Source organism: Clostridium sp. cel8 (assembly GCF_014050525.1).
Classification (GTDB): Bacteria; Bacillota; Clostridia; order Clostridiales; family Clostridiaceae; genus Clostridium_B.
The window spans coordinates 48,613-63,097 of the sequence record NZ_JACGAG010000013.1 but is presented as its reverse complement, the minus strand read 5'-3'; the positions used below and the strand labels follow the sequence as shown (position 1 = coordinate 63,097).

The window sequence follows — 14,485 nt, the reverse complement described above, 5'->3', positions numbered from 1 at the left end:
TGGTAGCTCAATGGTTGAGCATTCGGCTGTTAACCGAAGGGTTGGAGGTTCGAGCCCTCTCCACGGAGCCATTTTTTATTTCGAATTAAATATAATTACAATGATTATAAAAGCAAATCAAAAGATTTGCTTTTTTTTTGTATTTTAGCTTTATATATGTTAATATCATTATATTAAATATTTTTACATATTATGTATATTATTAAGTATTATTATATTAAATAATACTTAATAATAAATAATGAAATTTATACAATATTTATTAATATGAATACATTATAATATATATAAAGTATCAATAAGAAAATAAGAGTAAATACGAGATATAACCACATTTTATTGATAAAATTTAAGATTTAACTGAATATAGAGGTTGAATAAAAACATATATAATAATATTATTAAATTAAAGTCAAAGAAAGTCAAAGAAATATTGCGATTTAAATTCAATTAATTAAGAAGTGAATAAGAAGGTGATATGGTGGCAAGATTATCTGATGTAATAGAGGAATTTATAAAGCAAATGATGGAAAGCAGTAGCGAATCTCAGCTACAAATTAGAAGAAATGAATTAGCTAATCATTTTAGTTGTGCTCCTTCTCAAATAAATTATGTTTTGACCACTAGATTTACTGTAGATAAAGGTTATTATGTAGAAAGCAAAAGAGGTGGTGGAGGTTGTATAATTATAAGGAGAGTACTTTGTAGTAGTAATAGAAATTTACTCGATCTTATATTTGAAAAAATAGGAGATAGTATAACTTATAATGTTGCTACTAATATTATAGATGGATTATTTGAAGCAGATATTATTACAAAAAGAGAAGCTAGAATATTAAAAGTAGTTATTAATGATAGAACTTTTAATGAGTTTGCTGATAATAAAAATAAGTTAAGAGCATCTGTACTTAAATCTGCCATGATGGTAATATTTGATGAAAATTAGAAACACATACAAATATTGTGAGGTGATAGCTATGCTATGTGATATGTGTAAGAAAAATGATGCTACTGTTCATATAACAAAGATAGTAAATGGTGTTAAACAAGAAATCAATTTGTGTGAAAAATGTGCATTGGAAAATGGCGAATTAAATTTTGAACCTGAAATAAATTTTGTTTCTCCTTTTAGTTTTCAGAATATATTAAGTGGAATTATGGATTATATGAATAGTTCTAATAAGAAAGGAGAAAATTTTGATATAACATGTAAAAATTGTGGAACTTCTTACAGAGAATTTAAGAAAACAGGATTTGTAGGATGCAGTGAATGTTATAGAGAATTTGCAAATATATTAAAGCCAATAATTAAAAGAGTTCAGGTAAATCTAGAGCACACAGGAAAGATTCCAAAGAGATCTGGAAGTAAAATTATAGATAGACGTACCCTTATAAAATTAAAACAGGATCTTCAAAAATGCATAGCTTTAGAGAAATATGAGAAAGCAGCTGAGATAAGAGATAAGATAAAAGAACTTCAAAGCAAATACAGGAATAGTAAGGGGGAATAGAAATGGATAATTGGCTTACATCATCTAATGGAAAAAATGAAGATTTGGTTATAAGTAGTAGGGTTAGACTAGCAAGAAATTTAGCCAAGGTTCCTTTCCCACATAAGTTAAATGAAGAAAAAAGTAAAAAGGTAATAGAACTTGTAGAAAATGCATTTTATAAAGATGATAATATAAAGAATCAGTTTACTACAAATTATCTTTGGAATAAAAATGAAAATGAAAGAAAAATGTTTTTAGAAAAACATCTCATAAGTAATAATCTAATAGATAGTAGTAATAAAAGTGCATTTATATTAAACAAAGACGAAACAATAAGTATAATGATAAATGAAGAAGATCATATAAGAATACAGTGCATAACTTCAGGATTAAATTTAGAAGAAGTATATGATGTAAGTGATAAAATAGACAATATTTTAGAGGAAGATCTTGAATATGCCTTTGATGAAAGATTTGGATATTTAACTTCTTGTCCAACAAATTTAGGAACAGGGCTTAGGGCATCTGTTATGTTGCATCTTCCAGCTATATCATTTAATAATCAAATAAATGGTCTTTTAAATACATTAAGTCAGGTAGGCATGACAATAAGAGGTTTGCATGGTGAAGGATCTAGGGCTTTAGGTAATATATATCAAATTTCGAATCAAGTTACCTTAGGACGTAGTGAAGAAGAGATAATGACTAATCTTAAAGTACTTGTAAATCAAGTGATAAATGAAGAAAAATCATGTAGAGCAAATATTATAAAAAATTCAAGATATGAATTAGAAAATGAGATGTATAGGTGTCTTGGAATTTTGAGGTATGCTGTATTATTAGGACTAAATGAAGCCTTAAATTTTTTGTCATATGTAAGATTAGGTGTGGAAATGGGAATGATTAAAGATATAAGTAAATCAACATTGAATAGTCTTTTAGTTGAAATACAACCTGCAAATATACAACAGAACAGTAATACTGTTTTGACAAATAGAGAAATAAATTTTAAAAGAGCAAAAATTGTAAGAGAAAAGTTGAAAAATGTTACAGCTTAATAAAAGGATGGTGAATATATTATGATGTTTGGAAGGTTTACAGAAAGAGCACAAAAAGTTATAGTATATGCTCAAGAAGAAGCTCAATCACTTAAACATGGATATGTTGGAACTGAACATATATTACTTGGAATATTAAGAGAGGAAGGAATATCTAAAACTCTATTGAATAATATGAATATTACTGCTGAAAATGTGAAGTCACTTATAGAAGAATATGAAGGAATGGGAGAAATAGAGTTATACAATAATGAAATACCATTGACTCCTAGAACAAAAAGACTTCTTGAATTAAGTTTATATGAGGCAAGAAATTTGAGTCATAATTATATAAGTCCTGAACATATATTGTTAGCACTTATAAGAGAAGCTGAAGGAGTTGCTTTTACGATTTTGAATAATCTTGGAGCAGATTTCAATAAGTTGAAAAAAGAATTAATAAATTCTTTATCAGGACAACAATCCCTAAATAGGAATAGTGCTAAAAAGGGATCAGGAGAACCAACTCCTACATTAGATCAATTTGGACGGGATCTAACAGAAATGGCAAAGGAGGGAAAGCTAGATCCTGTTATAGGAAGGGATAAAGAAACTCAAAGAGTACTTGAAATATTGAGTAGAAGAACAAAAAATAATCCATGTCTTATAGGTGATCCTGGTGTAGGTAAAACAGCCATAGCAGAAGGTTTAGCACAGAAAATAGTTTCTTCTAATATTCCTGAACTTTTAAGAGGTAAAAGAGTTGTTACTTTAGATCTTTCTTTAATGATTGCAGGTTCCAAGTATAGAGGGGAATTCGAAGAAAGATTAAAGAAAGTAATGGCTGAGATAAGAAAATCCGGAAATGTAATATTATTTATAGATGAAATTCATACAATTATTGGAGCTGGTGCAGCTGAAGGTGCAGTTGATGCTTCAAATATATTAAAGCCAGCTTTGGCAAGAGGAGAAATACAGTGTATCGGTGCCACTACTATAGATGAATATAGAAAATATATTGAAAAAGATGCTGCTCTTGAAAGAAGATTTCAGCCTATAATGGTAGGAGAGCCAACGAAAGAAGAGGCTGTTCTTATATTAAGAGGTCTTAGAGATAAATATGAGGCGCATCATAGAGTAAAGATAACTGATGAATCAATAGAAGCAGCAGTAGCATTCTCGGATAGGTATATCACAGATAGATATTTACCAGATAAAGCTATTGATCTTATTGATGAGGCATGCGCTAAAATAAGAATACAGAATTTGATTGCACCACCTGATGTTAAGAAAATTGAGAGTGATTTAGAGAAAATAACAAAGGAGAAAGAGGATTCAATAAGAGTTCAAAATTTTGAGAAAGCAGCTAAACTAAGGGATAAGGAAAAAGAATTAAAAGATAAACTTGAAGATATGAAAAATAACTGGAAAACTGAAAAGGAAGTATCTTCATTAAAGGTTACTGAAGAACATATTGCATCAGTTGTATCACAATGGACTAATATACCAGTTAAAAAATTGACAGAAAAAGAATCTGAAAAGCTTCTTAAACTTGAAGATATACTTCATAAAAGAGTCATAGGTCAAGATGATGCAGTTAAATCTATAGCTAGAGCTGTAAGAAGAGCAAGAGTTGGATTAAAAGATCCAAATAGACCTATAGGTTCGTTTATATTTTTAGGACCTACTGGTGTAGGAAAGACAGAACTATCTAAGGCTTTAGCTGAAGCTATGTTTGGTGATGAAAGTAATATGATAAGGATTGATATGTCTGAATACATGGAAAAACACACTGTATCTAGACTTATAGGTTCTCCTCCAGGATATGTAGGTTATGATGAAGGTGGTCAACTTACTGAAAAGGTAAGAAGAAATCCTTATTCTGTAGTTTTGTTTGATGAAATTGAAAAGGCTCATCCAGAGATATTTAATATATTGCTTCAAATACTTGAAGATGGTAGATTAACAGATGGAAAAGGTAAGACTGTTAATTTCAAAAATACTATAATAATAATGACATCAAATGTTGGAGCATCTACTATAAGAAGACAAAAGTTTATGGGATTTACCTCAGGAAATGAAGAAAGTACACGCAATAGTGATTATGAAAGAATGAAAGATAATGTAATGAAGGAATTAAAAGATTCATTTAAACCTGAATTTTTAAATAGAATTGATGATATTATAGTATTTAGAAAGCTTGAAAAAGAGGATTTGAAGAAAATAGTAAAACTTATGCTTAAAGAAGTTTCTTCAAGATTGAAAGATCAAGATATTGAGGTTGAATTTACTGAAGACGTGCAAGAACTTTTAAGTAAGGAAGGCATTGATATAAATTATGGAGCAAGACCACTTAGAAGAGCAATTACTAAGATTGTTGAAGATAAACTTTCAGAAGAAATGCTTAAAGGAAATGTAAAAAGAGGAGATAAAGTAAGAGCAATTTCAAATAAAGATGAATTAGAATTTGTGAAAGTAGAATAATTTTTATCCTACCCCATACTATAAGTATGGGGTGTATTCTTAATTTTTAGTTATTTAATTACTAATTAAATAACTAAAAATATTAACCTTATTAATAATAATTGTTTTTATCTGGAGGAGATAATGTAGTGGGAAAAATTAAAACTGTATTTGTATGTCAAAATTGTGGATATGAGTCTTTGAAATGGATAGGGAAATGTCCAAATTGCAATGAATGGAATACCATGGTAGAGGAAAGTAAAACTTCCGGCAAAAAAGGTTATTCTAGTTTTCACAAGAGTATAACTAGTAGTAAACCGAAGAATATTAATAATATAAAGTCTAGTGAATATGCTAGATTTGATACTGGAATAGACGAACTTAATAGAGTACTTGGAGGAGGAATTGTAAGAGGATCACTTACACTTATATCAGGATCACCAGGAATAGGTAAGTCTACGTTGCTTCTTCAAACAGCTAATAATATTGCCAACAAATATGGAAAAGTGCTTTATATTTCAGGTGAGGAATCAGAAGAGCAGATAAAAATGAGGGGGGATAGATTAGGAGTAAATTCAGACAATATTTATGTACTTTCTGAAACTAATTTAGATATAATAGAGAAAAATATAGAAAATACTGAACCTATTTTTGTTATAATAGATTCTATACAAACTTTATTTAAAGATACTGTAGCGTCTGCACCTGGAAGCGTATCTCAAGTTAGAGAAAGTTCTAACGATATTATGCGTATAGGAAAAACAAATGTAATATCATTTTTTATAGTGGCTCATATTACTAAACAAGGGGAGTTAGCTGGTCCTAGAGTTCTTGAACACATGGTTGATACTGTTCTTTTCTTTGAAGGGGAAAGAAATGAAGAATTTAGAATACTTAGAACAGTAAAAAATAGATTCGGAACTACAAGTGAAATAGGTGTGTTTGAGATGAAAGAGAGTGGCCTTTGTCAGGTTCCAAATCCATCTCAAGTTTTTCTAGAAGAAACAAATTCACAGCAAGAAGGATCAATAGTTATTGGAATAGTGGAGGGAACTAGACCTATACTTGTAGAAATACAGGCTTTGGTAACTCAAACAAAGGCTGTAATGCCAAGAAGAACTGCAGTAGGTGTGGATAATTCAAGATTGAATTTGATCTTAGCTGTACTTGAAAAAAAGCTAAAAATACCATTTTATAATTGTGATGTTTATGTAAATGTAGTAGGTGGACTTGAAATTGAAGGAACTTTTGGGGATCTAGGTCTTGCAATTTCTCTTATTTCAAGTGCTAAATCTATGAGTGTAAAATTAAAAAATTTACTTGTAGTAGGTGAAATTGGTCTTACTGGAGAGGTACGACCTGTGTCATTTTGTGATAGAATTGTAAATGAAGCTAAGAAAATGGGGTTTAATAATATATTGATTCCTGAAAAGAACAAAGAAAAGATTAATGATAATGAAATAAATATTAAGGGTGTGTCTTCCCTTAAAGAGGCATTAAATAAAGTCTTTTGATTTAAGGTGATAATTTTGAGAATAGAAAAGAATAAAGAATTGAAAAGTGTATTGAAATTATTGGCTCCTGGCACTCAGCTTAGAGATGGACTTGAGAATATACTTAGGGCAAAAACAGGGGGTCTCTTATTACTAGGAGATAGTGAACAGATATTAAAAGTAGTTGATGGAGGATTTACTATAAATTCTGATTATAGTCCGTCCTATGTTTATGAACTTGCAAAAATGGATGGTGCAATAGTTTTAAGCAGTGATTTAAAGAAAATAGTATGTGCAAATGCTCAGCTTATTCCAAATTCAGGAATAACAACTTTTGAAACAGGGACTAGGCATAGGACTGCAGATAGAGTAGCCAAACAGACGGGAGCTATAGTAATTGCTATTTCTCAGAGAAGAAATATAATAACTGTTTATAAAGGTTACATGAAATATGTACTTAGAGATAGTAGTATTATTCTTGCAAGAGCAAATCAAGCGCTTCAGACATTGGAAAAGTACGTTTCTGTTCTTGAGAGAATTGTAAATAATTTAAATGCTCTGGAGTTTCAAGATTTAGTTACACTTTTTGATGTCATGACAGCTATTCAAAGAACAGAAATGGTAATGAGAATAGTATCCGAAATTGAAATATACATATGTGAACTTGGTAATGAGGGCAGACTTATATCAATGCAGTTAAATGAACTTATAAAAGATATTGAACAAGATGGAATATGGATGATAAGAGATTATTGCCAAAAAGATACTAGTTATGATGAAATTTACAAACAAATACAAGGAATGACTTATGATGAGTTGTTAAATCTTGATTGTATTGCAAAAGCGTTAGGATATACAGGTGTTCCACTTATTGACACGTTGATTTCTCCTAGAGGATATAGGATGCTAAATAAAATACCTAGAATACCAACTAATGTAATAGAGAATTTGGTTAATAATTTTAAAGAATTAAAAGGTGTAATTGAAGCATCTTATGAAGAACTTGACAGTGTAGAGGGTATTGGAGAAGCCAGAGCAAGGGCTATAAAGAATGGACTTAGAAGATTAAGAGAACAGATGTTAGTAGATGATAATTTTAGCACAAAATAATGTTAATCATTATTTTGTGCGCTGTTTCACCTAAATGTATATTTACCTAGTGTGGTCATTTTATCATATTCTTTTAATAATATATCATATAAATTTAAATTTAATGTATTGCATAAGGAAGTCAAATAAAATAAATTATTTCCTATTTCATTTGATATAATTTCCCTGCAATTATCGCATAGTTCACCATTTACATGGGTTTTTAAACATTTTTCAAATGAATTTATATCTATATCATCATCTTTTTCAGAAGGTATATGCTGTTTATCTGCAGATATTTGTATACAGCCACAGTTTGTAACAGATTTTGCTACTGCTCTGTTTATTCTTCCGTTTGATTCTTGAAGCTTAGTTAATATATCTAAAATACTTTTATGTCTTAATAATGATTCATTAACAACATTTTGAAAATTGTCGAAGATTATATCTTTCATCTAATTCAACTCCTCATTTATAATTATGATAACATATGATAATTATAATTTTTACTAGATAATTTTGTCAATAAAGTATGTCTTCGTTTAACATATATAATAAGACAATAATTATTTTCTGAATAGGGGGATTCATTAAACTTTTATGCTAAACAAAAAAGGTAAATTTGATTAAAATGCGAAATTTTAGTAAATAATTTATTAAATAAGTGAAGTCTTATTGAAAAAAATGCTTTGTTAATATATATTAGATATTGACAGAAATGAACTATCTAATAATTTATGAGGAGGTGAGTCTATTGTTAAGAAAAACATTGAGAGGACTTTTTACAATAATAGGCTTAATACTTGGATATTTCTTGGGAAAAATGATAATTAATAGTCAATACTTTGTTAAATCTGATTACTTAAGTAATGGACTTATAGGAAAAATTTTATTTCCAACTATAGTAAGTATAATTTTTGGAATTATATTATTTTTAATATCGCCGTGGATTAATATTCTTATAATGAAAATTATGGATTATATTGAGAGAAGTCTACAAAAGCTTCCGGCGGTAGAAATATTGATTGGGTTAATAGGTGCATTGTTAGGACTTCTAATATCATCAGTATTTGTAAACTTGATAGCTAAAATACCTATTGTGGGAGCTATGCTTGCAGTATTGATAGCTATTCTTATGGCTGCACTTGGTGCAAATTTAGCTATAAGGAAAAAGGATGAGCTGATAAATTTATTTAGTAATATTTTTATTAAAAGAACACAGACTGTAAAAGAGAAGAAACCTAAAAATGAATTTAGTGGTGTATGCCCAAAAGTACTTGATACATCTGTAATAATTGATGGAAGAATATTTGATATATGTCAAACTGGTTTTATAGAGGGACCGCTTATAATTCCTAATTTTGTATTGGCGGAACTTAGACATATAGCAGATTCGTCAGATGGATTAAAGAGAACTAGAGGAAGAAGAGGTCTTGATATACTTAATAAAATACAAAAGGAATTAAGTATAGATGTTAAAATATATGAAAAGGACTTTCCTGATATAAAAGAAGTTGATAGTAAACTTTTAAAACTTTCTCAAGTATTGGACGGAAAAGTCATAACTAATGATTATAATTTAAACAAAGTGGCAGAATTTCAGGGAGTACCAGTTTTAAATATAAATGAACTTGCAAATGCTGTAAAACCTGTAGTGCTTCCAGGTGAAGAAATGACAGTACAAATAATTAAAGATGGTAAAGAATCTGGCCAGGGAATAGCGTATCTTGACGATGGAACTATGATAGTTATAGAAGGAGGAAGAAAATATATAGGAGAAACAAAAAATGTGGTTGTAACTTCTGTATTACAAACGGCAGCAGGAAGAATGATATTTGCAAAGCAGAAAGAGGAGTTTTAAAATGAAAGGTAATTATGCTATTATAGTTGCTGCAGGAAAAGGGAGAAGGATGCAGGCTAATATAAATAAACAATTCATAAATATAGATGGAAAGCCAATGTTGTATTATTCTATAAATACCTTTTCTAAAAGTGATTTAATCGATGGAATAATTGTTGTATGCTCAAAAAATGAAATTGAGTATTGTAGGAAGAATGTAATTGAAAAATATAATTTTACGAAAGTTTTAGATATTGTAGAAGGAGGATGCAAACGCCAGGATTCCGTTTTAAAAGGGCTAATTGCTTTAAAAAAATATAATTGCAATATAGTTTTGATTCATGATGGGGCAAGACCTTTTGTTACAGATAAAATAATAGATGATGGAATAAGGTTTTCTAGGTTGTATAATGCATGTGCTTGTGGAATAAGTGTTAAAGATACTATAAAAGTTAAAGATGAAAAAGGGTTTTCTACAAATACTTTAGATAGAAACAGGCTTGTTTTAGTTCAAACACCGCAGTGTTTTAATTTTGATCTCATATGGAAATGTCACAAAAAAATTTTTGAAGATGGCATTGATGTTACAGATGATACTATGGTAGTAGAAAATTATGGTAATAAGGTGTATTTTTATGATGGAAGTTATAACAATATAAAGATAACTACTCAGGATGATTTAAAAACGGCGGAAATGATAATTAAGGATTTAAAAAATGATTGAATTTTGATTCCCTTGCCTCATATGTGTAAGCAATATGGGACAGGGGAATTAACTTAAATTAAAGTAAAAAATACATCAAATAAAAGCATCAGAAATTTTATTTTGTGTATAATAATATGATAAAATAAATAATGATTATGGATTTAATAAGCAAGATTCATATAATTATGGTATAAAATTAAATGAGGAGTGCAAAAATTTATGAAAATTTATAATACAATGACTAAAAGAAAAGAGGAATTTAAACCAATACATCCAGGTAAAGTTAATATGTATGTGTGCGGGCCTACAGTATATAATTTTTTTCATATAGGTAATGCTAGAACCTTTGTTGTATTTGATACTGTAAGAAGGTATCTTGAATATAGAGGATATGAAGTTAAGTTTGTGCAAAATTTTACTGATATTGATGATAAAATGATTAAAAGGGCAAATGAGGAATCTACTACAGTTCAGCAACTTGGTGATAGATTTATAAATGAGTATTATAAGGATGCAGATAAGTTGAATATAAAAAGAGCAACTGAAAATCCAAGAGCAACTAATTATATTAATCAGATAATATCATTTGTTAAAGATTTGATAGACAAAGGATATGCCTATGAAGTTGATGGAGATGTTTATTTTGATACAAATAAATTTAAAGAATATGGAAAACTGTCGGGCCAGAATATAGAAGATCTTCAATCCGGGGCAAGAATAGATATAAATGACAAGAAAAGAAATCCTATTGATTTCACTTTATGGAAGAGTCAAAAAATTGGGGAACCTGGATGGAAAAGTCCATGGGGTATGGGAAGGCCAGGTTGGCATATAGAATGCTCGTGTATGGTATATAATATTTTCGGTGATACTATAGATATTCATGCAGGAGGTTCTGATTTGGAATTTCCACATCATGAAAACGAAATTGCACAAAGTGAAAGTAAGACAGGTAAGCCTTTTGCAAATTATTGGATGCATTCTGCTTTTGTGAATGTAAACAATCAGAAAATGTCAAAATCTCTTAATAATTTTTTTACTGCAAGAGAAATACTTGAAAAGTATGAACCTGATGTAGTAAGAATGTTTATGTTGTCTGGACATTATAGAACTCAAATAAATTTTAGTTTGGAATTACTTGACTCTACAAAATCTTCAGTAGATAGATTATATAATTCTATAACTAATTTAGAGATTTTTTTAGAAGAAAGTTCTATAGATAATATGAATGATAATGAAAGAAAATATAAAACCAAGCTATTATCATATAAAGACAAATATATAGAAAAAATGGATGATGATTTTAATACTGCGGATGCTATATCTGTCATATTCGATTTAATAAAAGATATTAATATAAATGTAAATAATAAATCATCTAAACAATTGATAAAATTTTGTTTAAGTTTAATAAGAGAACTTGGCGAGCCACTTGGAATTTTACAAGAATCTAAAAAAGGTTCAATTGAAAAAGATATAGAGGAATTAATAGAAAAAAGACAACAAGCAAGACGAGAAAAGAATTGGAAACTTGCAGATGAAATAAGGGATCAATTAAAATCTGAGGGTATAGTACTTGAGGATACTCCAGATGGAGTGAGATGGAAGAGGTTATAAATGCAAAATTACTTATTTGAACATACGTTTACAGAAAATGAGGTTAGGAATCTAAATCCTCTTGTATTGGCTTTCGTTGGTGATGCGGTATATGAAGTCTTTATAAGAACTTATTTAGTTTATAACAACATGGATATGAATGTGCATAAACTTCATGTTAAGGCTATACATTTTGTTAAGGCACATTCTCAAAGTGAAATCATAAAAGGTGTATGTAGTAAACTCTCAGATGATGAATTATATTTTTTTAAAAGAGGCAGGAATGCAAAATCAGGGACTACTCCTAAAAATGCAGATGTTCAGGAGTATAGATTTGCTACAGGATTGGAAACTTTAATTGGATATTTGTATTTGACACACAAATTGGAGAGATTAAAATATTTGCTTAATATTATGATAAATTTTAAAATATGATATGCATAAATATATTAAGACCTGAAATAAGGAGTTGACTTTGCAGCATGAAAGATCAATTATTTAAATATAAAGTGGATTCAAAAAATGATTTCATAGAAAATATAGTAGAGGGCAGAAATGCAGTTATTGAAGCATTAAAATCAGGGAAAACTGTTGAAGAAATATTAGTTTCAAATGGAAATATTACAGGATCTATAAATAAGATACTAGCACTTGCAAAGAATAAAAATATTATAGTAAAAAGAGTTGATAAGAAAAAGTTAAATCAAATTTCCTATACAGGAGCGCATCAGGGAGTTATTGCTAAGGTTAGTCCTTATAAATACTATGAATTAGAAGATATATTGAATTATGCTTCAAAGAAAGGCGAAGAACCATATATAGTTATATTAGATCAAATAGAGGATCCTCATAATTTTGGATCTATAATTAGAACTGCAGAAGTATGTGGAGTTCATGGAATAGTTATTCCTAAGAGAAGAAATGTAGGAGTTACCCCAACTGTATATAAATCTTCTGCAGGAGCTGTAGAGCATATTAGAATATGTAAAGTGAATAATTTGAATGCAACTGTTGATAAATTGAAAAAATTAGGAATTTGGATATATGGTGCAGATATGGATGGTAAAAATTATTGTTTTGATATAAACTTTAATGGAGGTGTAGCTCTTGTAATAGGAAGTGAAGGAAAAGGAATATCAAGATTGATCAAGGAAAAGTGTGATGTACTTACAAAAATACCTATGAGGGGAAATATTACTTCATTAAATGCTTCAGTAGCGGGGGGAATAATAATGTATGAAATTTTAAGACAGAAAATAAAAAGGTATAAAAATTGAGAAACGTTTTTGTTGATGGATATAATGTAATAAATAGTTGGCCCGAGCTAATTAAAATGAAAGATTATAGTTTTGAATCCGCAAGACAGGGACTTATAGATATTTTGACAAGTTATGCTGCCTTTAATGGATATAAAGTATTTGTAATTTTTGATGCACAATTTGTACAAGGAAGTATAGAAAAATGTGAGAAGATTACTAGTAATTTAAGTGTAGTGTTTACTAAAGAAGGTGAAACAGCAGATGCCTATATAGAGAGAGCTGTAAATAATATCGGACGTAGGAATGAAGTATTTGTAGTAACCTCAGATAATTTAGAACAGCAACTTGTTTTTCAAAGAGGTGCAGTGAGAATGTCTTCTTTGGAGTTTTATAATGAAATTAAATCTATGAATCATAAAATTCGTAATAAAATTCATGTGAATTATTCAGACAAAAAACATCCTTTAGAAGACAGAATAGACAAGGAAATATTAGACAAACTTGAAAAAATTAGAAAAAAAGCTAAAATCTATTGACTGCAAATTTATTTGTAATGTATAATCAGTATATGGTTTATATTTGTTTTGGAGGGGATAACTTGGATAGTAGGGGTTATATTGGAAAAAATTTCTCCTTTGAAGAAAAGTCAGATGAAGAAGTTGTTTTTGAGGCGAAAAAAGGGGATACAAGGGCACAGGAATATCTAATCAATAAGTATGAGAATTTTGTAAAATCTAAATCAAAATCATATTTTTTGATTGGAGCAGATAAAGAAGATATATATCAAGAGGGAATGATTGGATTATATAAAGCGATAAGAGATTTTAAGTCGGAGAAGTTATCGTCTTTTAAAGCTTTTGCTGAATTATGTATAACTAGGCAGATAATAACTGCTATAAAAACTGCTACAAGGCAAAAGCATATTCCATTAAATACATATATTTCTTTAAACAAACCAATATATGATGAAGAATCTGATAGAACACTACTAGATGTTTTGTCAGAAACAAAAGTAGCAGATCCTGAAGAGCTTATAATAAATAGAGAGGAAGTAAATCATATACAAAGTGAAATAGGTGAAGTACTATCAAATTTGGAAATGGAAGTACTTATGTCGTATTTGGATGGAAAATCATATCAGGAAATTGCATGTGATTTAGATAGGCATGCTAAGTCTATAGATAATGCACTGCAAAGGGTTAAAAGAAAGTTAGAAAAATGTCTAAGTGAAAAATAAAATTATATTGACAAAAAAATGTATATGTATTAAAATTAATAATCGGTATATAGGTTTTAAATACTAGGTAATGGTTTTATAAGCGGGAGTAGTTCAGTGGTAGAACACCAGCTTCCCAAGCTGGTTGTCGCGGGTTCAATCCCCGTCTCCCGCTCCATTTTATGATTGCCCATGTAGCTCAGTTGGCAGAGCGTCACCTTGGTAAGGTGGAGGTCACCAGTTCAATCCTGGTCATGGGCTCCAGGGTAATATTTGTGTAATTTAAAGTTATA

At 29.3% G+C, this 14,485-nt stretch carries 14 protein-coding genes and 2 tRNA genes; 15 read left to right on the top strand and 1 reads right to left on the bottom strand.

Features of this window, described 5'->3' with window-relative positions:
• Positions 1 to 481 precede the first annotated feature (481 nt).
• The 6 genes from H2684_RS10875 to disA all read left to right on the top strand — a co-directional run bounded on the left by H2684_RS10875 (position 482) and on the right by disA (position 7,596).
• Positions 482 to 946 carry a CtsR family transcriptional regulator gene (locus tag H2684_RS10875; RefSeq protein WP_347707548.1) on the top strand — a complete coding sequence of 155 codons (465 nt, stop codon included), beginning with the start codon at positions 482 to 484 and terminating at the stop codon, positions 944 to 946.
• Between the two features lie 31 nt (positions 947 to 977).
• Complete coding sequence (locus H2684_RS10870) at positions 978 to 1,511, top strand: UvrB/UvrC motif-containing protein (RefSeq protein WP_182089426.1); 534 nt, start codon at positions 978 to 980, stop codon at positions 1,509 to 1,511.
• A gap of 2 nt (positions 1,512 to 1,513) precedes the next feature.
• Positions 1,514 to 2,551 (top strand): protein arginine kinase, encoded by a 1,038-nt coding sequence (locus H2684_RS10865; RefSeq protein WP_182089425.1) that lies wholly within the window; start codon positions 1,514 to 1,516, stop codon positions 2,549 to 2,551.
• Between the two features lie 21 nt (positions 2,552 to 2,572).
• Complete coding sequence (locus tag H2684_RS10860; protein WP_182089424.1) at positions 2,573 to 5,014, top strand: ATP-dependent Clp protease ATP-binding subunit; 2,442 nt, start codon at positions 2,573 to 2,575, stop codon at positions 5,012 to 5,014.
• Between the two features lie 128 nt (positions 5,015 to 5,142).
• Positions 5,143 to 6,507: a DNA repair protein RadA gene (radA, locus tag H2684_RS10855; RefSeq protein ID WP_182089423.1), complete on the top strand. Its 1,365-nt coding sequence runs from the start codon at positions 5,143 to 5,145 to the stop codon at positions 6,505 to 6,507.
• Between the two features lie 15 nt (positions 6,508 to 6,522).
• Positions 6,523 to 7,596 carry a DNA integrity scanning diadenylate cyclase DisA gene (gene disA, locus H2684_RS10850; RefSeq protein ID WP_182089422.1) on the top strand — a complete coding sequence of 358 codons (1,074 nt, stop codon included), beginning with the start codon at positions 6,523 to 6,525 and terminating at the stop codon, positions 7,594 to 7,596.
• Between the two features lie 26 nt (positions 7,597 to 7,622).
• Here disA and H2684_RS10845 read toward each other — a convergent pair whose 3' ends face one another.
• On the bottom strand, positions 7,623 to 8,030 hold the full coding sequence (locus H2684_RS10845; RefSeq protein ID WP_182089421.1) for a DUF1573 domain-containing protein: 408 nt from the start codon (positions 8,028 to 8,030) through the stop codon (positions 7,623 to 7,625).
• 299 nt (positions 8,031 to 8,329) lie between these two features.
• Here H2684_RS10845 and H2684_RS10840 point away from each other — a divergent pair, with 299 nt between their 5' ends.
• The 9 genes from H2684_RS10840 (at position 8,330) to H2684_RS10800 (ending at position 14,456) form a co-directional block, all read left to right on the top strand.
• Complete coding sequence (locus tag H2684_RS10840; RefSeq protein WP_182089420.1) at positions 8,330 to 9,436, top strand: PIN/TRAM domain-containing protein; 1,107 nt, start codon at positions 8,330 to 8,332, stop codon at positions 9,434 to 9,436.
• A gap of 1 nt (position 9,437) precedes the next feature.
• Positions 9,438 to 10,139, top strand: coding sequence for a 2-C-methyl-D-erythritol 4-phosphate cytidylyltransferase (gene ispD, locus H2684_RS10835; RefSeq protein ID WP_182089419.1), 702 nt, complete (start codon positions 9,438 to 9,440; stop codon positions 10,137 to 10,139).
• Between the two features lie 201 nt (positions 10,140 to 10,340).
• Entirely contained in the window at positions 10,341 to 11,738 is a 1,398-nt protein-coding gene (gene cysS, locus H2684_RS10830; protein ID WP_182089418.1) for a cysteine--tRNA ligase, read from the top strand.
• Positions 11,739 to 12,152 (top strand): ribonuclease III domain-containing protein, encoded by a 414-nt coding sequence (locus H2684_RS10825; RefSeq protein WP_182089417.1) that lies wholly within the window; start codon positions 11,739 to 11,741, stop codon positions 12,150 to 12,152.
• Between the two features lie 47 nt (positions 12,153 to 12,199).
• On the top strand, positions 12,200 to 12,994 hold the full coding sequence (gene rlmB / locus H2684_RS10820; RefSeq protein WP_182089416.1) for a 23S rRNA (guanosine(2251)-2'-O)-methyltransferase RlmB: 795 nt from the start codon (positions 12,200 to 12,202) through the stop codon (positions 12,992 to 12,994).
• Positions 12,991 to 13,512 (top strand): NYN domain-containing protein, encoded by a 522-nt coding sequence (locus H2684_RS10815; RefSeq protein WP_182089415.1) that lies wholly within the window; start codon positions 12,991 to 12,993, stop codon positions 13,510 to 13,512. Before rlmB ends, H2684_RS10815 begins: the two co-directional genes overlap by 4 nt.
• A 32-nt stretch (positions 13,513 to 13,544) precedes the next feature.
• The gene (gene sigH / locus H2684_RS10810) at positions 13,545 to 14,213 is read left to right on the top strand and encodes an RNA polymerase sporulation sigma factor SigH (protein ID WP_243159336.1); all 669 of its coding nucleotides are present in this window, start codon (positions 13,545 to 13,547) and stop codon (positions 14,211 to 14,213) included.
• A gap of 82 nt (positions 14,214 to 14,295) precedes the next feature.
• Positions 14,296 to 14,370 (top strand) — tRNA-Gly (locus H2684_RS10805).
• A 10-nt stretch (positions 14,371 to 14,380) separates the two neighbouring features.
• A tRNA-Thr gene (locus tag H2684_RS10800) sits at positions 14,381 to 14,456 on the top strand.
• Positions 14,457 to 14,485 lie beyond the last annotated feature (29 nt).

Bases quoted from the DNA above. Each gene is read 5' to 3' on its own strand.
- rlmB (WP_182089416.1), top strand. From the start codon at position 12,200: ATGAAAGATCAATTATTTAAATATAAAGTGGATTCAAAAAATGATTTC.
- cysS (WP_182089418.1), top strand. From the start codon at position 10,341: ATGAAAATTTATAATACAATGACTAAAAGAAAAGAGGAATTTAAACCA.
- sigH (WP_243159336.1), top strand. From the start codon at position 13,545: ATGGTTTATATTTGTTTTGGAGGGGATAACTTGGATAGTAGGGGTTAT.
- H2684_RS10845 (WP_182089421.1), bottom strand. From the start codon at position 8,030: ATGAAAGATATAATCTTCGACAATTTTCAAAATGTTGTTAATGAATCA.
- H2684_RS10870 (WP_182089426.1), top strand. From the start codon at position 978: ATGCTATGTGATATGTGTAAGAAAAATGATGCTACTGTTCATATAACA.
- H2684_RS10825 (WP_182089417.1), top strand. From the start codon at position 11,739: ATGCAAAATTACTTATTTGAACATACGTTTACAGAAAATGAGGTTAGG.
- H2684_RS10865 (WP_182089425.1), top strand. From the start codon at position 1,514: ATGGATAATTGGCTTACATCATCTAATGGAAAAAATGAAGATTTGGTT.
- ispD (WP_182089419.1), top strand. From the start codon at position 9,438: ATGAAAGGTAATTATGCTATTATAGTTGCTGCAGGAAAAGGGAGAAGG.
- H2684_RS10860 (WP_182089424.1), top strand. From the start codon at position 2,573: ATGATGTTTGGAAGGTTTACAGAAAGAGCACAAAAAGTTATAGTATAT.